Annotated in this window: 23 protein-coding genes; 8 read left to right on the plus strand and 15 right to left on the minus strand. The window is 43.8% G+C overall.

Translation table 11 applies throughout. The annotated features are described in order from the left end of the window. The first annotated feature begins 121 nt into the window (after nt 1–121). The 4 genes from LDO37_RS12720 to LDO37_RS12735 all read left to right on the plus strand — a co-directional run bounded on the left by LDO37_RS12720 (nt 122) and on the right by LDO37_RS12735 (nt 4,357). Nucleotides 122–1,999 carry a BCCT family transporter gene (locus LDO37_RS12720; RefSeq protein ID WP_126610055.1) on the plus strand — a complete coding sequence of 626 codons (1,878 nt, stop codon included), beginning with the start codon at nt 122–124 and terminating at the stop codon, nt 1,997–1,999. Between the two features lie 511 nt (nt 2,000–2,510). Next, on the plus strand, nt 2,511–3,401 hold the full coding sequence (locus LDO37_RS12725; protein ID WP_126610056.1) for a glycosyltransferase family A protein: 891 nt from the start codon (nt 2,511–2,513) through the stop codon (nt 3,399–3,401). A 39-nt stretch (nt 3,402–3,440) separates the two neighbouring features. Further along, entirely contained in the window at nt 3,441–3,890 is a 450-nt protein-coding gene (locus LDO37_RS12730; protein ID WP_126610057.1) for a glycosyltransferase family protein, read from the plus strand. Further along, nucleotides 3,887–4,357 carry a glycosyltransferase gene (locus LDO37_RS12735; RefSeq protein WP_126610058.1) on the plus strand — a complete coding sequence of 157 codons (471 nt, stop codon included), beginning with the start codon at nt 3,887–3,889 and terminating at the stop codon, nt 4,355–4,357. Before LDO37_RS12730 ends, LDO37_RS12735 begins: the two co-directional genes overlap by 4 nt. An 89-nt stretch (nt 4,358–4,446) precedes the next feature. On the opposite strand, the gene LDO37_RS12740 is transcribed toward LDO37_RS12735, so the two are convergent. Continuing rightward, nucleotides 4,447–4,884 carry a YcgN family cysteine cluster protein gene (locus tag LDO37_RS12740; protein ID WP_185829949.1) on the minus strand — a complete coding sequence of 146 codons (438 nt, stop codon included), beginning with the start codon at nt 4,882–4,884 and terminating at the stop codon, nt 4,447–4,449. 243 nt (nt 4,885–5,127) lie between these two features. Between LDO37_RS12740 and LDO37_RS12745 the strand changes: the two genes are divergently transcribed. After that, entirely contained in the window at nt 5,128–5,970 is an 843-nt protein-coding gene (locus LDO37_RS12745) for an SMP-30/gluconolactonase/LRE family protein (RefSeq protein ID WP_126610060.1), read from the plus strand. Nucleotides 5,971–6,010: 40 nt separating this feature from the next. On the opposite strand, the gene LDO37_RS12750 is transcribed toward LDO37_RS12745, so the two are convergent. Then, nucleotides 6,011–6,907, minus strand: a complete 897-nt coding sequence (locus LDO37_RS12750) for a LysR family transcriptional regulator (RefSeq protein WP_126610061.1) — start codon at nt 6,905–6,907, stop codon at nt 6,011–6,013. A gap of 110 nt (nt 6,908–7,017) precedes the next feature. Between LDO37_RS12750 and LDO37_RS12755 the strand changes: the two genes are divergently transcribed. Together LDO37_RS12755 and LDO37_RS12760 are read left to right on the plus strand one after the other, a co-directional pair. Beyond that, on the plus strand, nt 7,018–7,266 hold the full coding sequence (locus tag LDO37_RS12755; protein WP_126610062.1) for a YkgJ family cysteine cluster protein: 249 nt from the start codon (nt 7,018–7,020) through the stop codon (nt 7,264–7,266). A gap of 162 nt (nt 7,267–7,428) precedes the next feature. Further along, nucleotides 7,429–7,962, plus strand: a complete 534-nt coding sequence (locus LDO37_RS12760) for a DUF2799 domain-containing protein (protein ID WP_126609916.1) — start codon at nt 7,429–7,431, stop codon at nt 7,960–7,962. A 91-nt stretch (nt 7,963–8,053) separates the two neighbouring features. Here LDO37_RS12760 and recR read toward each other — a convergent pair whose 3' ends face one another. The 7 genes from recR to LDO37_RS12795 form a co-directional block, all read right to left on the minus strand. After that, on the minus strand, nt 8,054–8,653 hold the full coding sequence (recR, locus tag LDO37_RS12765; RefSeq protein WP_101112664.1) for a recombination mediator RecR: 600 nt from the start codon (nt 8,651–8,653) through the stop codon (nt 8,054–8,056). Between the two features lie 21 nt (nt 8,654–8,674). Continuing rightward, complete coding sequence (locus tag LDO37_RS12770) at nt 8,675–9,004, minus strand: YbaB/EbfC family nucleoid-associated protein (protein WP_101112665.1); 330 nt, start codon at nt 9,002–9,004, stop codon at nt 8,675–8,677. 92 nt (nt 9,005–9,096) lie between these two features. After that, complete coding sequence (gene dnaX / locus LDO37_RS12775; RefSeq protein ID WP_126609917.1) at nt 9,097–11,406, minus strand: DNA polymerase III subunit gamma/tau; 2,310 nt, start codon at nt 11,404–11,406, stop codon at nt 9,097–9,099. Nucleotides 11,407–11,442: 36 nt separating this feature from the next. Further along, nucleotides 11,443–11,988 (minus strand): adenine phosphoribosyltransferase, encoded by a 546-nt coding sequence (gene apt / locus LDO37_RS12780; protein WP_126609918.1) that lies wholly within the window; start codon nt 11,986–11,988, stop codon nt 11,443–11,445. A 119-nt stretch (nt 11,989–12,107) separates the two neighbouring features. After that, nucleotides 12,108–12,500: a YbaN family protein gene (locus tag LDO37_RS12785; RefSeq protein ID WP_126609927.1), complete on the minus strand. Its 393-nt coding sequence runs from the start codon at nt 12,498–12,500 to the stop codon at nt 12,108–12,110. Nucleotides 12,501–12,669: 169 nt separating this feature from the next. Beyond that, entirely contained in the window at nt 12,670–12,807 is a 138-nt protein-coding gene (locus LDO37_RS12790) for a hypothetical protein (protein WP_167404833.1), read from the minus strand. Between the two features lie 124 nt (nt 12,808–12,931). Beyond that, on the minus strand, nt 12,932–14,035 hold the full coding sequence (locus tag LDO37_RS12795) for a response regulator (protein ID WP_126609919.1): 1,104 nt from the start codon (nt 14,033–14,035) through the stop codon (nt 12,932–12,934). Nucleotides 14,036–14,266: 231 nt separating this feature from the next. Here LDO37_RS12795 and LDO37_RS12800 point away from each other — a divergent pair, with 231 nt between their 5' ends. Beyond that, nucleotides 14,267–15,157: a LysR family transcriptional regulator gene (locus LDO37_RS12800; RefSeq protein ID WP_126609920.1), complete on the plus strand. Its 891-nt coding sequence runs from the start codon at nt 14,267–14,269 to the stop codon at nt 15,155–15,157. Nucleotides 15,158–15,255: 98 nt separating this feature from the next. On the opposite strand, the gene purF is transcribed toward LDO37_RS12800, so the two are convergent. The 6 genes from purF to truA form a co-directional block, all read right to left on the minus strand. Then, nucleotides 15,256–16,770, minus strand: a complete 1,515-nt coding sequence (purF, locus tag LDO37_RS12805; RefSeq protein ID WP_104401734.1) for an amidophosphoribosyltransferase — start codon at nt 16,768–16,770, stop codon at nt 15,256–15,258. A gap of 33 nt (nt 16,771–16,803) precedes the next feature. Beyond that, nucleotides 16,804–17,295, minus strand: a complete 492-nt coding sequence (locus tag LDO37_RS12810) for a CvpA family protein (RefSeq protein WP_104401733.1) — start codon at nt 17,293–17,295, stop codon at nt 16,804–16,806. A 62-nt stretch (nt 17,296–17,357) separates the two neighbouring features. Beyond that, complete coding sequence (locus tag LDO37_RS12815) at nt 17,358–17,888, minus strand: SPOR domain-containing protein (RefSeq protein ID WP_126609921.1); 531 nt, start codon at nt 17,886–17,888, stop codon at nt 17,358–17,360. Continuing rightward, nucleotides 17,878–19,152, minus strand: coding sequence for a bifunctional tetrahydrofolate synthase/dihydrofolate synthase (gene folC / locus LDO37_RS12820; protein ID WP_126609922.1), 1,275 nt, complete (start codon nt 19,150–19,152; stop codon nt 17,878–17,880). Before folC ends, LDO37_RS12815 begins: the two co-directional genes overlap by 11 nt. A 42-nt stretch (nt 19,153–19,194) precedes the next feature. Then, nucleotides 19,195–20,121, minus strand: coding sequence for an acetyl-CoA carboxylase, carboxyltransferase subunit beta (gene accD, locus LDO37_RS12825; RefSeq protein ID WP_101112675.1), 927 nt, complete (start codon nt 20,119–20,121; stop codon nt 19,195–19,197). A 294-nt stretch (nt 20,122–20,415) separates the two neighbouring features. Further along, nucleotides 20,416–21,207 carry a tRNA pseudouridine(38-40) synthase TruA gene (gene truA, locus LDO37_RS12830; RefSeq protein WP_126609923.1) on the minus strand — a complete coding sequence of 264 codons (792 nt, stop codon included), beginning with the start codon at nt 21,205–21,207 and terminating at the stop codon, nt 20,416–20,418. Nucleotides 21,208–21,276: the final 69 nt, after the last annotated feature.

Genomic DNA, 21,276 nt, shown 5'->3' on the forward strand with positions numbered 1-21,276 from the left:
ATTATTCACTTACAATCAACATTTGCTCACTAAAATTTATCCTCAGGACAAATATCTTTGTTTGTCCAAATCTCAATCACAAATTCATAATAACCCACTCATTTTTTTGTGGAAATCTCTTGTGAATAACCCCTTTTCTCTTATCGACAAACCCACTTTTTTTGGCGCGATCGCACTGCTGACGCTGATAACGATTCCACTCATTCTGTTCCCTATTGAAGGGGCACACTGGATATCGATAGCCAAAAGCTTTATGACAGACAAACTAGGGTTTCTTTACCTTACTCTCGGAATTAGTGCTTTTTTCTTTATGATTTATGTTGTGTTCAGCGACATGGGGCAAATCAAGTTGGGAGAAGCGGATGAAAAACCTGAATTCGCTACTGCATCTTGGGCAGCCATGCTTTTTTGCGGAGGGATAGGTGCCAGTATCTTATATTGGGGCTGTATTGAGTGGGCATATTACTACCAATCTCCCCCGTTCCAGCTAGAAGCCGGCAGTGAAGAAGCGGTACGATGGGCGGCCACCTATGGCATTTTTCATTGGGGGCCGATTGCTTGGTCGATCTATTTGATCCCCGCATTGCCCATTGCTTACTTTTTCTATGTACGTAAACAGCCAGTGCTAAAGGTTTCTAGTGCACTAATGCCGGTACTTGGTGAAGCTCGAACCAAAAAAGCCCCCGGAAAAATCATCGATGTGCTTTTCATCTTTGGATTGTTAGGTGGAGCCGCAACAACCTTAGGGCTAGCGGCACCGTTGATTGGCGAGGGGCTCAACCAACTATTTGGTATTCCTCAAAATACCTACAGCCAAATTGGCGTACTTTTGGTCTGCACCGCTATTTTCGCCTATTCCTCATATGCGGGCATGGAAAAAGGCATAAAGATTCTCAGTAACATCAACTTTTGGGGTGCCATGGGGTTACTGGCCTTTGTACTCGCGGTAGGGCCTACCATTTTCATGCTGGAAACAGGGTTAGATTCACTTGGTAGAATGCTGTCTAATTTCTTTACGATGGCAACGTGGGCAGAGCCCTTTGGCGGTTACGGCAGCTTTGATAACACGCACTTCCCACAGGATTGGACCATTTTCTATTGGGCATGGTGGTTGGTTTTCGCACCAAGCATGGGGCTATTCGTTGCCCGTATTTCACGCGGAAGAACCATCAAACAAATGGTTACTGGCTCGATATTCTTTGGCTCCCTAGGTTGTTTCTTGTTCTTTATGATTTTGGGGAACTACGGGCTATCGCTCCAGCTCTCGGGAGAATTGGATGTAGTCGCTATATTAAATGCAGAGGGCGCGACCAAAGCCATCTTTGCCATGTTAAACGCACTGCCATTTAACAAAGTCGTGATTGCAGTGTTCACTCTACTCTGCATCATTTTTACCGCGACCACATTCGATTCCATTTCTTACATTTTGGCATCAGTAGTTCAAAACAATGTGTCGGAAGAGCCCATGCGTTGGAACCGAATGTTTTGGGCATTTACCTTGTCTTTTCTGCCCACAGTATTGATGTTTCTGGGTGGATTAAGCACGTTACAAACCGCTGCAATTGTGGGCGGATTACCGCTTTTGGTCATCTCCGTTATGTTAATGGTATCCGCGGTACGAGCTACCAGCTTGGATATTCGCCACCAAGAAGATTACGTGGAGCCGACCATCAATATCGAAGACTTGCCCGATATGGATCCTTGGTCTTCAGAAGGGATGGCACTTGCGAGATTTGAACGCAGTAAAGACGCCGCCCAAGAAGCGGCAGAGCAAGAGCGAGATGCGTTCAATCAGTTAATCGCGATGAAAAAACGTATTCGCGCCTATGTGCTTGAACATTGTGACGATGAAAATGTAGCTGACCATCAACTACCAGCTGAGATGCAAGAAGAGTTTCAGACTTTGCAGAGCCTTATGACAAAAGCCAAGGAAAACAAAGAACTTTTGTCTCAGCAAGCACAAGAAGCAAGGATGGAATTTAATCAGGCAGTAAGCTGAACTCTTTTGAATAAAGGCAATTTAAGCTCGTACTCCTGCGGTTCGAGCTTCATGTTCAATTGATGAAATAACTGCACCTACATTTGTATCCTGCATAATTTGGTCACACCTTTAAAGCCGTCTTCCTCAAATTCCCAACGTTAGATTCCCACCAATAGTATGACTTGATTACCAACCACAGAGGCTTGGCACCTCCAATGAGTAGTAAGTTTTCATGGTTTTGACCTCATTGAGTACCCAACTAGTAGACTGCGTGATAGGATTTTGCTCGGTTAATTATGTGAGCTATTCAAACAACTAAATTCCACAAAGGTTCGTAAATACAGTGTCTTTGGTATATCGCCGCTCTAGGAGCGTTACTGTCTGAAAGTTAAGACAGATACCCAACAATTGTTGCCTGCACATGAAAATATTTGAGAGTCAGTGGCAACGGCATACTAATCACTTTAGACAACCGTTAATATTCAGATAGAGATGAAAGTACAAACAACGCTAGGGAAAACACAATAAGATGGAAACGATAAAGTACTCAGTCATCGTGCCACATTATAATAGCCAACAAGCACTTGAAATCCTTCTAGAAAGTATCCCAGATCGACATGATGTTGAAATCATCGTGGTGGATGACAACAGTCACCAACCGTTGAACATTCAAAAACAATTCAAGAATGCAAAGCTCCTTACTAAAGTAAACGACTCTGGAGTAAAAGGGGCAGGCGCGGCTCGTAACATAGCATTGGATATAGCAACGGGTCATTGGGCGGTCTTCGCAGACTCGGATGATTACTTTACTAAACAAGCATTTGATTCAATGGATCAAGAAACTGCTGATGATATTGATGTGGTCTTTTTCAGTCCAACCAGCATATATCTACATAACAACCAGCTCTCTAATCGACATATCGAATATGAAAAACTGATTTCGGATTACCTAAATAATGGCGACCTATCCATTCGATACAAGTTTTATGTGCCTTGGAGTAAGGTCATAAAAATGTCTTTAATCAAAGAGAGCAACATCCGTTTCGATGAAGTCATTGCTTCAAATGACCTGATGTTTTCGCTTCGTGTTGGCGTGAATTTGAGAACATTCTCCGTGTCGAAAAGCACCGTATATTGTGTGACAAGTGGGCAAGGTTCGCTAACTAAGCAGTTCAACTCTGCAGTGATGACATCACGCTTGCTGATCGAGTTAAAGAGAAACGAATACTGTTGTGAACACGGCTTAAAAGAATATAGAAACTCCGTTATCTTTGTCCTCCTTAAGTACAAGCGTGTGCTCAATGGTGCAATGATTAAGAGAATATTTAATATGAGTCTAACTCGAAAGCTCACTGTATTCCCAATCAACCTTTCCAATATTATTGATACTAAATTAAAGAAGCGCGCGCTAAGCAATTAAAAATAGCCAGCAGTTAAAACCGTCAGTAGGTAAGCAAAAATGAAAAACAAAGTACTTCTCATATCGTCCCCCGGTGGGCATTTCGTACAACTGAGTCTACTCGCTGAAATGCTGGACGAATATGACGTTATCGTAGCGGGCACATACGACAAAAAACCATCCTTCATCGTTGCAGACCGTTATTACAAGGTAGACGACTTTAGTCGAGATGATGCATACAAATCGGTAAAAGTACTGTTCCAATGTTTGAAACTCCTTAGGAAAGAAAAGCCCAAACTTGTCATTACAACAGGCGCAGCTCCAGGGCTTGTCATGCTATTTCTAAGTAAATTTTTGGGTATAAAGTCCATTTGGATTGATAGCGTTGCCAACTCTCAAACATTGTCTCTATCCGGTAAAATAGCCAAGAAACTGGGTGTACAAGTACTATCTCAGTGGGAAAAAGTTGCCGAAAAATGTGACGTTAACTATTACGGAAGATTGATATGATTTTATTAACGGTAGGAACGCAACTTCCTTTCGATCGCTTAGTGTCTATCATTGATGACAATGCGGACTCTTCGCCCATGGAAATCCATGCACAAATTGGTGAGACGGAATACGAAGCCAAAAACATCAAAGCAGATAAATTTATGGAGCCAGACGAACTCGATAAATTAATGGACGAGTCAAAAGTCGTTATATCACATGCAGGTATGGGTACTATCATTAAATGCATCAACCTCCGTAAACCCGTTATTCTTTTCCCGAGGCTAAGTAAACTAGGTGAACACCGCAACGACCACCAGCTAGACACAATCAATTCGTTTGCTGAGCTTGTAGGTGTATACCCAGCATTCGATGAAAAAGAATTGGTGGAGTTAATAAAAAAAGCCGACACTCTTACACCACCGAGTGGCTTTAAAAATGCAGATAGAACACGATTGGTTGACTTTCTAAAAAGCCAAATGGTATAGCGATTAAAAACCTAATGACTCAAAAAAGCCTCATGGGATTAATCAATGAGGCTTTTTTTCTTTAACAATACATAATCGAATTAAATTTCTTATCTGGTGTTAGGATGATTCAAAATATGGTCTTCCCAGTCCACCACATCAATTTCATAGACCACTTTGTTGCGTACGCTTTCACCTGCTGCATGCATGGCAGATTTGGATCCAGTGATTAACGGGTGCCATTCCGGCAGGGATTGGCCTTCAGCAAGAACACGATACGAGCAGGTTTCAGGTAGCCAGTGGAATTCGTCAATTTTGTCGCGAGTCAGTTTTAGGCACTCTTCGCCAGATTGGAAACGGTTAGGGTAATCTTTGCAGCCGCAGGTCTTATCATTTAGCCAGCTGCATGCAACATTGGTGTAGTAAACCTCATCGGTATCTTCATCCATCAGCTTATGCAGGCAACACTTTCCGCAACCGTCACAAAGAGATTCCCACTCTTTTTCTGTCATTACTTCCAGTGATTTTGTTTCCCAAAATTGTGCCATGATTTTTCCTGCTTAATGTTCACGCCTTAACCAAGTACGTTAAGGAGGCGTCGTTATATCTGTTCAGCACCAGTAGTGCAAGTGATTTAAATCTCTGTCTAACACGCCCCTCTCTTTAACCGCCGAAACTTATTACCCTTTGTTTCCATATGGCAACAGTCATTTGATTAAATCCCTATATATCAACAAATGAGCACGCTTTATTATCCCTCCTGACAATTAAATCAACAAATAGGAGTTCAAATGAAAAAGCTATTACTCGCGGCTACTGCCTCTCTAATTTTAAGCCAACAAGCAATGGCTGCACCAACTTTGAGTGAAAGGCTCCCCAATTTGCCAGGTGCAGAGTCAGTTGTGTTCAATGAAAACAAAGGGGTGTACTTTGTTTCTCTTCAATCTGGTAACGAACCTGGAGATGGATCCATCGTCGCCCTGAATGCGGATTATCAATTTATCGCTACAATCGCCAGCGGCTTAGACAATCCAAAAGGGATCGCACTACAAGGCAACCTTCTGTTTGTCAGCGATATGAAAGCCCTTCTAGAAATAGATTTAGCAACCGGAAAGGTGGTCACGCACCACGCTGAGAATGCCGAATTTCTTAACGACGTCGAGATTGACGCTGATGGAAACGTCTATGTGTCTGATATGTTTACATCAGCTATCTATAAGCTGGCAAACAACACCTTGTCGGTTTGGATGGATACACCGGAACTAGAAAATCCTAACGGGCTTAAGTTCATAGATGATGATTTATATATCGCTGCGTGGGGTTCTTTTAACGATGGCGACCCACTTAATGCTCCTTTTGGACGTTTGCTAAAGATCAATCCCGAGACTAAATCCATAAAACGTGTGACCGAAAAGCCGTTTGGGAATTTAGACGGTATTCAAATTAATGAGGATGGAAATCTGATCGTATCCGACTGGAAACAAGGGGTTATATTTACCGTTTCAACCCAAGGAGAGATTCAAAAAACCATTGATTTACCAAGGGGATCGGGCGATATCTATTACTCCAAAAAGCAAAAAACGCTTATGGTGCCAATGGCTTTAGAAGGCGAAGTGCTAGTTTACCAATACTGATTTGAAATTGGCAAAGCGCCCGTGTAAATATGCACGGCGCTTAAGCGGCATCAAATTTGTTTTTTATGAATTCAATGAAGGTTCTTAGCCTTTTGGGCTGATATTTATCTTTATGATATATGGCAGAAAGCGGGATATGAGGTATGCGCCATTCGGTCAATACAGGGACCAATTTTCCAGCATCAATCATGTCTTGGCAATACATTGCAGGCACCCGAATAATGCCATTACCAAGCAACGCTCCTTGAATCAGCGCTCGACCATTTTTGCAAACTAAATGCCCCTCTACAGTCACATCGATTTCATCACTGCAGCTTTCCGTAGACTGAAAACTCCATCGATTAACCGACCCGGTTAAACAACGATGTTCTATGAGATCTTTCGGATGAATCGGCGCTCCGGTTTTGGCGAGATATTGAGGACTAGCCAGCGTTACTATCTCAATGTTCAATAACTTACGCGCGACAAACCCCGCATCTTGCAGATCGCCCATTCGAAAGGCAACATCAAAATCATCATCTATCAAGTCAACTCTGTGGCTGGTGAAGTCCAAATGAACCTGTGTATCTGGATAGGTGGCCATAAATTCACTTACGTAAACTGCAATGATGTCTTCACCAATCAGCCCACCGACACAGTTAACCCGAATAAGCCCCCTCACGTCTTCAGTATCATCCACGGCGGCCACTAATGCTTGGTCAATCTTTTCTAAAGCGCTTTCACATTGCTTGAAAAAACGTTCACCCGCCTGAGTGAGCTTTAATGTTCTGGTAGTACGAGTCAGTAACGTCACTCCCATCTGATTTTCCAATGCGCTAATCTGCCTTGAAACATGCGATCGCGATACGGAAAGCGCATGTGCTGCCTTGGTAAAGTTGCCTAGTTGGGCAATCAATACAAAAGAACGAATATCCGCGAGATTCACATTGTTTATCATTAGAGCACTTTACCTACACATTGTTGCCATGATGCAATAGTAATTGATGAAGATGTTATCGACCAATTTTTCTGCTAATATCGCGCCCTATTTTTCAGAGGTTGATTATTATGGACTGTCGATTAGGTTGCGGGGCGTGTTGTATTGCTCCAAGCATTTCTTCCCCTATTCCGGGAATGATGAATGGCAAGCCTGCTGGTGTGCGATGCATTCAGCTAAACGACGACAACCTCTGTAAGTTATTTGGAAAACCAGAACGTCCTAAGGTGTGCCATCAATTTAAACCTTGCCCAATTGTGTGCGGGTCAACCAATGCGGGCGCGCTGGCTAACATTGCGGAATTGGAACGTCTGACCTAGTTTTCTGCATTCTTTTTGGCATCATTGATTACCATTCAACCTAATTTCGGTCGTTTTACAGCCTGTTAAAATAAATGGCGATATATTCCTCGAACTTTTTATTGTTAATATTGTCACTTATACTGAGGGTTTCACATTTGCATAACAGGTATAATAAATAAAATGACGACAAGAAATATTTTCTTTTCAATTTTGCTGGCCGTTTTCTTCCTAACTGGCTGCAGTTCTATGTCCATTGAGGAATGCCAAACCACACATTGGCGAGACTTAGGATACCACCAAGGTAAAACGGGAGTGAACCCGAACATTATTTACGATTACGCTAAAGATTGCTCAGAAGGTGGCGTAAAGGTAGATAAAGTGGGATGGAGTGAGGGTTTTGAACAAGGCCTTATTCTGTATTGTTCGCCAAGAAATGGGTATCAAGTTGGGCGCAATGGTCAACATTACTACGGTGTGTGTGATAACGATCAGTTTAATGAGAATTATGAACTTGGTCGTCAAGCCTACCTTAAGGAAACTCGACTTAAAGATATTGAAACAGAGCTCCTAGACATTGAAAGAAAGCTACTTGATAAAAATGGTCTAGATCCGGATGAGCGCAAGCGATTGGATGCTGAGCGAAAAAGTCTTGTGAGTGAACGAGCAAGTTTACTTGAGACGACGAGAAGCTATCAATTTCATATTACTTTCTAAAGTTTGATGTTGCCTTCTAAGACAAAAATGCCGCAGAATTGCGGCATTTTTATAAAACTGTCGAGACTGGATGTTTCGGTATAAGAAGCCTTTACAATTTGTGTCTTCCCAATATTGAATGGGACAGTGTAGTCCCATCAACCAGATCCAGCTCGCCTCCCATGGGCACGCCGTGAGCAATTCGAGTCACGTCCACGTCGTGTGCATGACAAAGCTCTGCGATGTAATGGGCTGTCGCTTCGCCTTCTACAGTGGGGTTGGTTGCCAGTATCACTTCAGTAATATCTTTGCGCCTTAACCGAAAATCGAGCACATCAAGCCCAATATCACTTGGTCCGATTCCATCTAACGGAGACAAATGCCCCATTAACACGAAATAACGACCTGAATACTGACCTGTCGCTTCAACCGCAGCAATATCGGATGGGCTTTCCACCACACACAGCTGACCATTTTCTTGGCGCTTAGGGTTAAGACAAATATGGCAGGTTTCTTCTTCGGTAAACGTTCTACATTCGCTGCAATGACCAATTTCTGTCATTGCTTGAGAAAGTGCATCCGCTAATTGAAGGCCGCCTTTTCTATCGCGCTGTAACAAATGAAAAGCCATACGCTGCGCCGATTTGGGACCAACCCCAGGTAGGCAACGTAAGGCTTCCATCAATTGTTCCAGCATATGGCTGGTTCGCATAAATTGTATCTACTGCGTCAATTAGAAAGGCATTTTCATGCCTGGAGGCATTTGCATTCCACCAGTGACTGACGCCATTTTCTCTTTTTGAGTTTCTTCAACACGACGAGCGGCATCGTTAAATGCTGCTGCAATCAGGTCTTCAAGCATTTCTTTGTCGTCTTCCATCAAGCTTTCGTCGATGTCAACGCGGCGAACACTGTGGCTGCCAGTAATGGTTACTTTAACTAAACCAGCACCGGACTCACCAGTTACTTCCATGTTCGCGATTTCTTCTTGAAGCTTTTGCATGCGCTCTTGCATCTGTTGGGCTTGCTTCATTAGGTTGCCCATACCGCCTTTACCAAACATTTCTTTTCTCTCTGGTTTATCTTAGGTTATGAATTCTTTATGGGGGTAAAAGACCATGCTTTCAACGCCCATTCCAATTTGTCATCTGTAAATCAGATTGGCCTCACGCTATCGGCGTCTATTTCGGCTGCAAAACGAGCAGTAATAAACTGTATGTGAGGATCCTGAGCCAGACTATCGTGAGCTTGTTGCAGTTTGCTCTGATACAGTTTGTCTCTTAATTCCAATGGAGATTCCCCTTCTTCGCCAATTTTGACAATAAGCTCACAAGGCTCTTCCAGCGCTGTTGCCAACGCTTCCGCTAAATCTTTTTGCGCTTTTTCGGTATTTAGGTGCGCTTGAGCAGCTCTCAATGTCAGATGGATAGCATTCCCCTCTTTATGATAAGAAGAGTTCAATGCCAATTGTTCCACCAACTTTGCGGTATTCAATTTTTGAATCAAGGCAGACCAATGATCGGCGGCGACCGATTCATCAACCAATTTGGCGGCCATTTCAGGTGTTTTAGTGTGCTCTAGCGCTTGCTTTATCTGAGTAGGTGTCAGTTCGGTCTTTTTCGGTTTTTCTACTGGCTTGGAAGGCTTCCACTGATAAGGTTCATTGACCGCCTTTTTTTCTTCAGCACTCGTATTTGAAGAACGAATAGTTGACGAATTAGCTGGCGACACCTGCCCAGCGGATGCAAATTGCGCTATGCGCTCTGCTGCCGTCTGCTTTTTGTTTGCGGGTGTCGCGCTAGCCTTTTTTGGCGACGCGCCAATGCCTCGGTTTTCAGTGTTCGCTTTGCTTTCGCTTCCTGCTTGATTACGGCGGCTTCTTAATTGGTGACGGAGCCCCGATATAGGATTTGCAGGTGCTGATTGTTGCTGTACCGGTGCGCTGCTTTGAGATACAGGCTGATTCCTTTGATTTGAAACCGATGATTTTGAAATCGAAGGATTTGGAGCCGAAGCGGAAGGTTGAGCATAAGCCGGATCATCATACTGCGGTGGCATTGTGTCTTGCTCGTAGTCACCGTAGTTTGGCATATCACCATAATCTGGAGCAGGCTCATTCGAAACAAACTGCGAAGCTGGTTGCTGTTGCTGAGCAGGGTTTCGTACTTCTTTAAGCTTTTCACGCGCAGCATCCGCAGGCGAAGTTGGTTCTAGCGCTGTAGATGCTCCACTTACGTGCTGCTTATTATCAACTGGCGATTGAACACCTGAGTTAGCACTAGCAGAAGATGGTCGTTCAAGTGTTGAACTATTGTTTGTAGGAGTTTCTTCTTTAGGTTTGTTTTCTTCTGGCTGAGCATTCAAAGGTAACGCTTTTGCACCAGCTGGTTTAAAGGCAATTAAACGTAAGACAATCATCTCCGCACCCATTTTAACTGATGGTGCAATAGCGATGTCTTCGCGACCTTTAATCACGATCTGGTAGTAAAGCTGTATTTCCTCTGGGGAAAGTGCTTTAGCCAATAACTCGATTTTCTCCGCATCCGGCTGCCCTTTATCCAAGGTTGCAGGTAAAGCCTGATACATAGCAATTCGGTGAAGCTGAGTAGCAAGTTCTTGGAGCAACCCATCCCAATCCACACCATTTTGCGCGAGCCGAGTCAGTGCATCCAGTGCCGTTTGAGCTCTATGGGCGCTGATCGCCTCTAGCAGGTGAATGGCTTGGTCGGTATCCAATGTACCCAGCATGTTCGACACGGTACTGGTATCAATGGCACCGTTTCCGAGCGCGATAGCTTGATCGGTTAAGCTTAACGCGTCTCGCATACTGCCATCAGCTGCATGAGAAATCATCCCTAATGCGCGTGGTTCAGCCGTGATTTGCTCATGCCCAAGAATATGATCCAGTTGCTGATGAATATTATCAACACTTATTGGTTTCAAATGAAACTGAAGACAGCGGGAAAGGATCGTAACTGGGAGCTTTTGCGGATCCGTTGTGGCAAGCAAGAACTTCACATATTCAGGCGGTTCTTCCAGTGTTTTCAGAAGCGCATTGAAGCTATGGCGAGAAAGCATGTGAACTTCATCTATAAGATAGACTTTAAACCGACCACGAGCAGGCTTGTACTGAACGTTATCCAATAACTCGCGTGTATCTTCCACCTTTGTGCGAGAAGCAGCATCGATTTCGAGTAAATCTACAAATCGACCTTCATCAATCTCTTTGCATGTAGAACACTCACCACACGGTTTAGCCGTAATTCCGGTTTCACAATTTAACCCTTTGGCAAACAAGCGACCTATTGTCGTTTTGCCGACACCACGCGTTCCACTGAACAGATAGGCATGATGCAATCGGTTCTGGCTTAGTGCATTTTCCAACGCAGTGAGAACGTGACCTTGCCCAACGACTTCGCTGAACTGGTGTGGTCGCCACTTACGTGCTAACGCTAAATAACTCATTCACGCTTTCCAATTACGAATGAATACCAAAAAGGCTTAGTGCCCTTCAAATTCACAGATGCTGTATACATTCAGACCAAATTCTTTCAAGCGAGTTTCACCGCCAATTTCTGGCAGGTTAATTACGAACGCTGCGTGTTCAACATCGCCACCAAGTTGTCGAATCAATTTCACTGTCGCTTCAATGGTTCCACCCGTGGCAAGTAAGTCGTCGACCACAAGCACTTTATCGCCTTTAGCAATAGCATCGGTATGGATCTCGAGAGTATCGGTTCCGTACTCTAACTCATAAGACTGACCAATAGTTTTGCGTGGTAATTTTCCTGGCTTACGCACAGGTACAAACCCGACACCAAGCTCCAATGCCAAAGGCGCACCAAACAAAAAGCCACGAGCTTCCGTTCCCACAATCTTTGTGAATCCCATGTCTTTGTATTTTTCAACAAGCAATGCAATCGTCGCACGGTACGCGGCAGCATCTTCCATCAAACTGGTTACATCGCGAAAAAGTATCCCTGGTTTTGGGTAATCTGGGATGCTTTTAATGCTCGCTTGGATTTGGGCGATGGTTTCAGTAGTCATAGGCTCAATCTTTTAATCTTAGGCGTTAAACAATAAACGCACATTGTAATACTCCAATTCGCTTTAGTCTGCGAACTGGAAAAAGAAAAATGAAATCCGCTTTCCAGCGGCGCTTAATGTTAGTGATTTTCTTCTTTATCAGCAACAGGGTCGAGGACAGGTATTCGCGAAAACCATGCCAATAAAACGCAAAGTAACACCAATAGCATAGCCTTTACCCACATAATTGGGGCAACATATATGGAGACCGAAAAACTGATTATGATAAAGGCATACGCACGCCGCTTTACTTTTGCTCTAAGCGATTTGTGTCGTTGCCAGTCATTTAGTACAGGACCTAGTTTAGGGTGGGAGTGCAGCCACTCGTAAAATCTCGGGCTTCCACGTAAAAAGCATGCGCTTGTCAGCAATAGGAAAGGCGTTGTTGGTAACAATGGCAATACGATCCCCAATAAGCCAAGTAGCAACGAGATCCAACCTAAAACATTCCAAGCTGTACGACGAATACTAATAACCTGATTCTCCTGCACCCTTTGCAAAGGAGTATTATACCTAAGTGGTCCCAATCAAGGTACTAGGTTCAGAGACCTCTCTACCAAAGACTAGGGGCTTTCAGGCAGGCGCCAATAAAAAACGGCTTCTATTGAGAAGCCGTTTTTATCCATCGATACCAAACCATATTTACTGGTAACCGGTAAATACCCGAATCCAAGTAAGTGTTGCAGGCAGCGTAGGTATAAGTAACACAGCAATAAAACCTAAAAAGTAAAGAAAGTTGTATGGATCTTTGTAGTTATCTTGTTCCGACATGGTGCTCACTATCTCCTCGTTATTAGACGACTGACTATATAGGACGTAGTACTTTCAATAAACCTACAAATGAAAGGTTATTTAACCTTCGCAACAACGATCTCACTTTTCCTTAACAAATTAGGGGTTAACCTTACTGCAAATTACCTTGGTAAATATCCAAACAAAAACTGCTTGCCCCTAACTTACTCATAGTAAGCTGCCCACCATTATGAACAATGAGAGGCGACTCAGATTTATTACGTAAACATCCCTCTCCTAGCCTTACACCTTCGGGCAGATGCTTATTTTGCCCCCCACTAGACCAAACACTGTCCAATCCAGCAGAGTGCACGATCAATGAGCTGTCGGTCATGTCTACCACACCAAACAATGCGCTAATGGAAGATGCGTATTCGGAGCATGTAATCCCCTTCTCTACCGCATCGATCAGCTGATTTAGGTCAACAGTATCGCTCTTATTGTTACGTAATTGGTCGTTAAACAACGCTCGAATCAGCAAAGTGGTCGCTACTGATTGATCGCCACCCGATGCTGCATCGACCAAGTAAAAAACAAAATGTCCGTCCATCACCCATGCATAATCAAAAACTAAAGGTAATGATTCTGAAGATTGGAGAAGACGATACGTGCATTTCCAACCGCCTGTTTTTGTGTCTCTCTCAGGTAGAAGTGCTTCGAGCAGATCTCGAGCCATATTTGGGTTATTTTGCAGATGGTCCAGGTGCCAATGAAGCTCTTGTTCTTCTGGCAAGTCACCTGATTCGTCCACACGAAACCACTGGCTTGCAAAGTCTCGTTGGTCGGAATCATTGGATTCAGCGTCTTCCAAAGTATTACTGATCGCTTTTTCCAAATGGTCCATGTTTGGGATGGGTTTTGAAAGAAAATCTTTAATGCCAAAACGGAGCGCTCTGGCTACATCGGACATTTCTTCGGTTGCAGAAACGACAATCATAGGAAGGGATGGGTACTCCCAGCACACTTCTTCAACAAATTCGATACCGTTCAACACGGGCATCGATATGTCACATATGACCAAGTCGGGGACTTCAGAACGAAGTTGTTTCAATCCATCGAGCCCATCTTCCGCTTCTAGTATCCGATAACCGTTGGACTCTAGATAGCTCGTGAGCATACGACGAAATATGGCGTCGTCATCGACGATCATAACTGTGGGCTTGTCTAGTGCAACCCCTCCAGCCACCTGATGTTGCAATACGCTTGATTTAATCATGGATCTAACCTCAAAAAATAAATACTTCCGAAATAGTTCTTATTATTTTTTTGCTCAGTAATATAAAAAGTAGTCAGAAAACACCACTTCCACAACTTTGCAAATGTTACCCATGCCGCAATTTGCGTTGACGACTGTACTTTCTTCTGCAAGAAATCGTTGACTTAAAACAACCTTCTTTTGAAAAGTTACGTTACACTGTTTCTCTTGCATTTTTTGTGTGTCTTACAAATGAAACTTGATGATCTCAACCTTTTTCGTCTAGTTGTCGAGAACGGCAGCTACACTGCAACGTCCCGTAAAACCATGATTCCCGTTGCCACGATCACTCGCCGCATTCAAGCGCTTGAAGACTCTCTCAATCTTAGATTGCTCAACCGCCATGCAAGGAAATTGGCGCTTACGGAAGCCGGTGAACGGTTTTATGTGGAATGCTCACCTCTGCTAAAGCAGCTGGCTTCTGCGGCTGAACATATTTCCGATGACTGCCGAGGCGCTGCAGGAAAGCTAAAAATTTCTGCGCCAGCCAATATTACAAAACGAATGATCATGCCTTTGCTCAATCAATTTATGACGGAATACCCAGATATCCGAGTTGAGTTGACGACAACCAATATGGCAGACCAACTTGATCCGACCGAATGGGATATCATTTTCAGAGTTGGTCCCCAACGTGATTCCAGTTTGATAGTCCGGAAGATTAATTCAGTAAAGGATATTTTGGTCGCAAGCCCTGAGTACCTAAGCAAACATCGTCCACTTTTACACGCTGAGGATTTACGAGAACACGCGTTATTGAAAGGTCACCCGTTGATGCGGTGGCAGCTAACCAATAGTGAAGATGAAACCGTAATTATTAATGAACGCGGTCGGCTTGAAGCAAGCGAACTCAATGTGGTTAGGCGTGCTTGTTCCGCTGGGTTGGGAATCACATTAATGCCAAACGTGATGCTGGATACGTACATTGCTGATGGAAGCTTAGTTCAAGTTTTGGAGGGCTGGAGCGCAAACCCAAGAGACGTATACATGCTTTACAATCATAAAGACCATCAACCAGAAAAGGTCCGCCTCCTCATCGACTTTTTCAGTCAGCACTCACTTAATACACTTCATCCAGAATAGTTGACGTTTACTCCAAACAATAAAAAATGCCAGAGCATCATATACTCTGGCATTTTCGTTCTTAATCTGTCTTACGAACTCACTTCTTAATGAGACTATTATGCGCCTTCGTTGTGAAGTTCCAAATTCGCAAGATCTTGTTGAATTTCGCGCTGCACTTTCGCATCGTCATTGCGTAGTGAATCAAGAAAATCTAAATACTTCTGGTCAACATCGCCAGTCACGTATTCACCGTTGAATACCGAACTTTCAAAACGGGCGATATCTTGGTTGCCAAGACCAACTGCAGAAACCAAATCTTCCAGCGTTTGGAAAATCAATGCATCAGCGCCAATCATTTGGCAGATTTCTTCGTTATCACGACCGTGCGCAATAAGCTCATTTGCACTAGGCATATCGATGCCATAAACGTTAGGGAAACGAACTTCTGGTGCAGCTGAAACCATGTACACGTTCTTAGCGCCGGAGTCACGAGCCATCTCAATGATTTGCTCAGAAGTGGTACCACGAACAATCGAATCATCAACAAGCAATACGTTCTTACCTTTAAATTCAGAACGAATAGCGTTGAGCTTACGGCGAACTGATTTCTTACGCTGTTGCTGACCAGGCATGATAAAGGTACGACCAACATAACGATTCTTTACAAAGCCTTGGCGGTATGGCTTGTCAATTATCTGTGCAATTTCCAATGCGATATCACAAGACGTTTCTGGAATTGGGATAACCACATCGATATCCAAATCTTCCCATTCACGTTTAATTTTTTCGCCAAGCTTTTTGCCCATTTCAACACGAGCACTGTAAACCGAAATTTTATCGATAAACGAATCAGGACGAGCAAAGTATACAAACTCGAAGATACACGGATTTGACTGAGGATTTTCAGCACACTGTTGAGTAAATAGCTCACCGTCAAAGGTGGCATAAATCGCTTCACCTGGTGCGACATCGCGAACAAAATCAAACCCAACCGCATCTAAAGCAACAGATTCAGATGCAACCATGTACTCGGTACGACCTGACTCTAGCTCTCGCTTACCCAAACACAACGGGCGAATGCCATGTGGGTCACGAAATGCAACCATACCGTGTCCGATGATCATCGCTGCAACCGCATAAGCACCACGAATTTGCTTATGAACATTTGAAATCGCAGAGAATACAGTGTCTTTGGTTACGTCTTTCGACAAGTCAATTTCATGTGCGAGGATATTAAGAAGTACCTCGGAGTCAGAAGTCGTGTTTACATGACGACGAGCTGTTTCCAATAGGCTTTCACGCAATTCATGTGCGTTAGTTAGGTTGCCGTTGTGAGCAAGGGTAATACCGTAAGGGGAGTTTACGTAGAAAGGCTGTGCCTCTGAAGCACTTGAACTACCTGCAGTTGGGTAACGCGCATGACCGATACCGACAGTACCTTGTAAACGCTGCATGTGTTTGGCTTCAAATACATCTTTAACTAGACCGTTCGCTTTTCTCAGACGAAAACGATTGCTTTCTATGGTAATAATACCAGCGGCATCCTGGCCACGATGCTGTAATACAGTCAGCGCATCATAAATTGACTGGTTTACAGGTGTTGTACCCACGATTCCAACAATACCACACATGTCATAATCCTCGGTTTTGACAGTAGGCTGGCACTACACGGTGCCAGACAAAAAGCTTGAAGTTTCTTTTAGGTGCTCGAAAAACGGAGCAATGATTCGGCTGAATTCAGGAATCAATTGCGAGTTAATCCACCACTCTGAATTTGGCAATGCAGTAAATGCATCAATGAAAAACAGCACTGCAGACACGATAAGAATTCCACGTAACCCTCCGAAGACGATTCCTAAAATTCTATCGGTTCCAGACAGACCCGTTTTTTGCACCAGTTGTCCAATAACATAGTTGACTAATGAGCCAACAACCAATGTCGCTATAAACAAAGCTGCAATGGCGGCTCCATTCCGAAACATATCATCTTGTATATTGGTAAAATACACCGCTAATTTGGCGTAATAATGACTGGCGATAAAAAACGCGCCAAACCAAATAACAAGAGACAATGCTTCCTTCACGAAGCCTCGAATCAAACTGATCACTGCGGACAGCCCGATTACCCCTAAAATGACAAAATCTATCCAGTTCATTCTGTTCTACATCTTAAGTTGGCGCGCATTTTAACAGAAAAAATCGCGACGCAAACGTTTTCTTATGGATTTAGTGGTTTAAATTTCAACAGTTGACCTTTCGCCCCTGTGATTTTTTCCAATTCCTTGATTTGCTTTTCCAATTTAGGCTTGGAAACATCGGGACCTATGATAACTCTTGAAAATGCGTTCTCCTGCTTGATATGCGCTTGATAACCCCGTTTCTGAAGGTCTTTCACTAGCTTTTTCGCGTTATCGACATTTTTAAGTGCCATTAACTGTATGATCCATGCACTGTCAGCATAATCATTTTTCTCGGCGACAGCTCTTGGTGATACTTCTATCTTTTCAAGCTCAGGTTCTTCTGAAACAGTGACTGATACTGGGCTATCTGGTAACACTAAATCGTCTTCAACAGGCTCCAACACTTCAAATACTTCTACCGTTCCCTCAAGCTCTGGCTTAATTGGAATAGTGGCAAGCTCTTCTTTGAAGTGCTCTTTCTTCCCATCTAAAAGATCGGGTAACACAATTACGCCAACAGAGACCAATAAAATGGTCCCAACCAGCCTACTTTGAAACCTACTCGCCATCATGGCTCCTTTCTGATTCCCAGTGCTCCAATACGGCTCCAACAGTATGGAACGAACCTACAACGACAATAAGTTCATTTGATTCTGCCTGTGTTCTTGCTGCGTCAAATGCCTCTGTTGGCGTATCAAACTTACCCGTGTTCGATGGCAAGTGCATGATAAGCTCTTCCGCCTTAGCCGCTCTTTCACCTTCCAGCGAAGCTGGATACCATTTTGTGGCAACGGGTGCGAGTACCTTCAGTGTTTCGGCAATGTCTTTGTCATGCAACATTGCTACGACCATATGGATTGACGTATTGGGGTAATGTTTATTTAGCTGCTCAACCAAATACTCAGCTGAATGCGGATTGTGGGCAACATCGAGCAAAATCATAGGGGATTGAGACAGCTTTTGCATTCGACCTGCAAGTTTTGCGCTTTTCAAACCTTTTACGATATTAACGTCTGAAATATCTAACTCTGCACACCCAAGCGCCATTAAAGACGTTGCAGCATTAGGTAGCGGGAGATCTGGAAGGGGAAGATCATCCAAAGCGAACTGACCTGAACGCCACTTCCATATGTCGCCTTCCGTGGAGTAACTAAACTGAATCCCTACTTGGTGTAGCTTAGCACCAATATCATCAGCGTGTGCCGCAACCGTTGCAGGAGCCTTTGGCTGACCACATACCGCAGGTCGGTTGCTGCGGAATATACCTGCTTTCTCGTAACCGATGACGTTGATGTCGTCACCCAACCAGTCAACATGGTCAACCGCAAGGCTAGTAATGACGGATACGTCATGGTCCACTACATTGGTCGCATCCAGTCTTCCGCCTAAGCCGACTTCAAGCAAGACTACGTCAACGCTCTCTGTTTGAAATAGGCGAAGAGCGGCTAATGTTCCGTATTCAAAAAAGCTAAGGCTGATGTCGCCACGTTTTTTCTCGACGAAATCGAATGCTTGCGCATGTTTAGCCTCTTCCAACTCACTACCATTTATACGCACTCGCTCAGTGTAACGAATAAGGTGAGGAGAGCTGTATACGCCAACAGAATAGCCTGCATCAAGCAAGATCGCTTCCATAAGGGCACAGGTAGATCCCTTACCATTCGTTCCGGCAACGGTAATCACTTTAGGAGCAGGTTTGGTTAGCTGGGCTTTTTCGGCGACTGCCTGTACGCGCTCCAAACCGAGGTCTATGGCGCTAGTGTGGATGTTTTCTAAATAATGAAGCCACATCGATAAGGGTGATGTGGCTTTAGGTACTTGAATATGACTCATTAAACTCTTAACTAATTCTTAAGCGGCTGTTTAATGAATACTTTACTCTTTTTCGTCCGCGACTGGTACTTCGTATTGCTCTTCATTTGGAGAATCGTTAACCGATACCACCATTGGAGAAGTCTGGTTAGTCAGTTTTGCCAACAAACCGCCTATGCGCTGTCGCATTTCACGACGATCAACAATCATATCAATCGCACCGTGCTCAAGAAGGAATTCACTGCGTTGGAAGCCCTCTGGAAGATCTTCACGTACAGTTTGTTCAATAACACGACGACCAGCAAAACCGATCAATGCTTTAGGTTCACCAATATTGATGTCGCCTAACATCGCCAAACTTGCAGAAACACCACCCATAGTTGGGTCAGTCATTACTGAGAAGAAAGGCAATCCTTTGGCGGATAGTCGTTCTAAGGCAGCGCTGGTTTTAGCCATTTGCATAAGAGACATTAAAGCCTCTTGCATACGGGCACCGCCACTAGCAGAGAAACAAACCAAGCCACAGTTGTTTTCAATTGCGGCTTCAACAGCACGGACAAAGCGAGCACCGACAACAGAACCCATCGAGCCGCCCATAAATTTGAATTCAAAGGCACAAGTTACAACAGGCAATCCAAGCAATTCGCCTTTCATAACAACAAGTGCGTCTTTTTCGCCACTGTTTTTCTGAGCCGTCGAAATACGTTCTTTGTAACGCTTCGAATCTTTGAATTTTAGTTTGTCTTGAGGCTCTAACTCAGTTGCTAATTCTTCGCGCTCACCCTCATCGAGGAATGACTCAAGGCGACGACGTGCGCCCATACGCATGTGATGGTCACATTTTGGACATACTTCTAAGTTACGCTCTAGTTCTGCATGATACAGAACTTGCTCACAGGAAGTACATTTGGTCCAAACCCCTTCTGGGATGGACGCTTTACGTGAGCTTACGATACTGCTTTTATTTAAAATCTTTTCAAGCCAACTCATGGAAGACCTTTTTCTATTAACTCTTTCGCCTAATTGCGAAAGATACAAATTCTGAATGATGCGTGAGGATTAAAACATAATATTCTCACACTGTGGATCAAAAACTGGTTGTACCTATTTTAAAGCAACAACAAAGTGCGATAACTCACAACTTTTCAATACTTTTGGTGACCACAAAAGAACCAAAATCATGCGACACTAATTTTATATTTTCTGCCGTTTAAAGCGACGCTAACTGGTTTTAATTCAACAGAAAAGCATCAACAATTTACGCTATCAACGCAACGATAGCGTTTAAAGGTTGTCAGGTAAAAATATCGGTCCTAATGGTTCTCTTGGCAACTCAAAATTTTCGGGGTAATCCACATCAACAAGATAGAGCCCTTCCGCTTTAGCTGTGGCTCCCGCAAGCCTTCTGTCTTTTGCTTCCAACAACCTTTGAATCCATTCCGGGTTTTGATTACCACGCCCTACTTCAATCAAACTTCCAGTGATATTTCTCACCATGTGGTGGACAAAAGCATTTGCCTTAATGTCTATGACAACGTAATGACCATGTCTACTCACATTTAAATGCATGATATTTCGCCAAGGGCTACGAGACTGGCACTGCACCGCACGAAAAGAAGTAAAATCGTTCTCGCCAAGCAAGAACTGACCAGCTAAATGCATCTTCTTTTCGTCCAACTCACCATGATAATGGCTAATGCCTGAAGATAAAATTCCAGGACGATAAGCGTGGTTGTAGATCACATAACGATAGCGTCTAGCTGTTGCAGTGAAACGAGCATGAAACTCTTCGGGAACCTCTTTTGCCCAGCGAACTGCGATATCTTTTGGCATATTGGCATTGACTCCCATGGTCCATGCCGCCATCTTCCGTACTGAGGTCGTGTCAAAATGGACCACCTGCCCTGTGCCATGAACTCCCGCATCAGTTCTTCCGGCACACTGGACTTCTACAGGGTGATTTGCCACGATGGAAAGTGACTTTTCCAATTTTTCTTGAACGCTGGTTACGTCTCTTTGACGTTGCCAACCATAGTATTTTGCACCATCGTACTCAATGCCTAACGCTATTCGCATAATCGTTTACTTCTCTGTCTTACGGGGGCGGAGAGTATATACCCAAACAACCCAATGGTGCTAGGTTCT

The sequence above is a fragment of the Vibrio penaeicida genome, assembly GCF_019977755.1.
In the GTDB taxonomy this organism is placed as follows: Bacteria; Pseudomonadota; Gammaproteobacteria; order Enterobacterales; family Vibrionaceae; genus Vibrio; species Vibrio penaeicida.

What these genes read in the sequence shown, in the direction of transcription:
- LDO37_RS12810 (WP_104401733.1), bottom strand. Translation starts at nt 17,295, where the DNA reads ATGAACTGGATAGATTTTGTCATTTTAGGGGTAATCGGGCTGTCCGCA.
- LDO37_RS12745 (WP_126610060.1), top strand. Translation starts at nt 5,128, where the DNA reads ATGAAAAAGCTATTACTCGCGGCTACTGCCTCTCTAATTTTAAGCCAA.
- LDO37_RS12800 (WP_126609920.1), top strand. Translation starts at nt 14,267, where the DNA reads ATGAAACTTGATGATCTCAACCTTTTTCGTCTAGTTGTCGAGAACGGC.
- LDO37_RS12755 (WP_126610062.1), top strand. Translation starts at nt 7,018, where the DNA reads ATGGACTGTCGATTAGGTTGCGGGGCGTGTTGTATTGCTCCAAGCATT.
- LDO37_RS12760 (WP_126609916.1), top strand. Translation starts at nt 7,429, where the DNA reads ATGACGACAAGAAATATTTTCTTTTCAATTTTGCTGGCCGTTTTCTTC.
- truA (WP_126609923.1), bottom strand. Translation starts at nt 21,207, where the DNA reads ATGCGAATAGCGTTAGGCATTGAGTACGATGGTGCAAAATACTATGGT.
- purF (WP_104401734.1), bottom strand. Translation starts at nt 16,770, where the DNA reads ATGTGTGGTATTGTTGGAATCGTGGGTACAACACCTGTAAACCAGTCA.
- LDO37_RS12770 (WP_101112665.1), bottom strand. Translation starts at nt 9,004, where the DNA reads ATGTTTGGTAAAGGCGGTATGGGCAACCTAATGAAGCAAGCCCAACAG.
- LDO37_RS12795 (WP_126609919.1), bottom strand. Translation starts at nt 14,035, where the DNA reads ATGATTAAATCAAGCGTATTGCAACATCAGGTGGCTGGAGGGGTTGCA.
- LDO37_RS12740 (WP_185829949.1), bottom strand. Translation starts at nt 4,884, where the DNA reads ATGGCACAATTTTGGGAAACAAAATCACTGGAAGTAATGACAGAAAAA.
- LDO37_RS12750 (WP_126610061.1), bottom strand. Translation starts at nt 6,907, where the DNA reads ATGATAAACAATGTGAATCTCGCGGATATTCGTTCTTTTGTATTGATT.
- folC (WP_126609922.1), bottom strand. Translation starts at nt 19,152, where the DNA reads ATGAGTCATATTCAAGTACCTAAAGCCACATCACCCTTATCGATGTGG.
- dnaX (WP_126609917.1), bottom strand. Translation starts at nt 11,406, where the DNA reads ATGAGTTATTTAGCGTTAGCACGTAAGTGGCGACCACACCAGTTCAGC.
- LDO37_RS12735 (WP_126610058.1), top strand. Translation starts at nt 3,887, where the DNA reads ATGATTTTATTAACGGTAGGAACGCAACTTCCTTTCGATCGCTTAGTG.
- LDO37_RS12725 (WP_126610056.1), top strand. Translation starts at nt 2,511, where the DNA reads ATGGAAACGATAAAGTACTCAGTCATCGTGCCACATTATAATAGCCAA.
- recR (WP_101112664.1), bottom strand. Translation starts at nt 8,653, where the DNA reads ATGCGAACCAGCCATATGCTGGAACAATTGATGGAAGCCTTACGTTGC.
- apt (WP_126609918.1), bottom strand. Translation starts at nt 11,988, where the DNA reads ATGACTACTGAAACCATCGCCCAAATCCAAGCGAGCATTAAAAGCATC.
- LDO37_RS12730 (WP_126610057.1), top strand. Translation starts at nt 3,441, where the DNA reads ATGAAAAACAAAGTACTTCTCATATCGTCCCCCGGTGGGCATTTCGTA.
- accD (WP_101112675.1), bottom strand. Translation starts at nt 20,121, where the DNA reads ATGAGTTGGCTTGAAAAGATTTTAAATAAAAGCAGTATCGTAAGCTCA.
- LDO37_RS12815 (WP_126609921.1), bottom strand. Translation starts at nt 17,888, where the DNA reads ATGGCGAGTAGGTTTCAAAGTAGGCTGGTTGGGACCATTTTATTGGTC.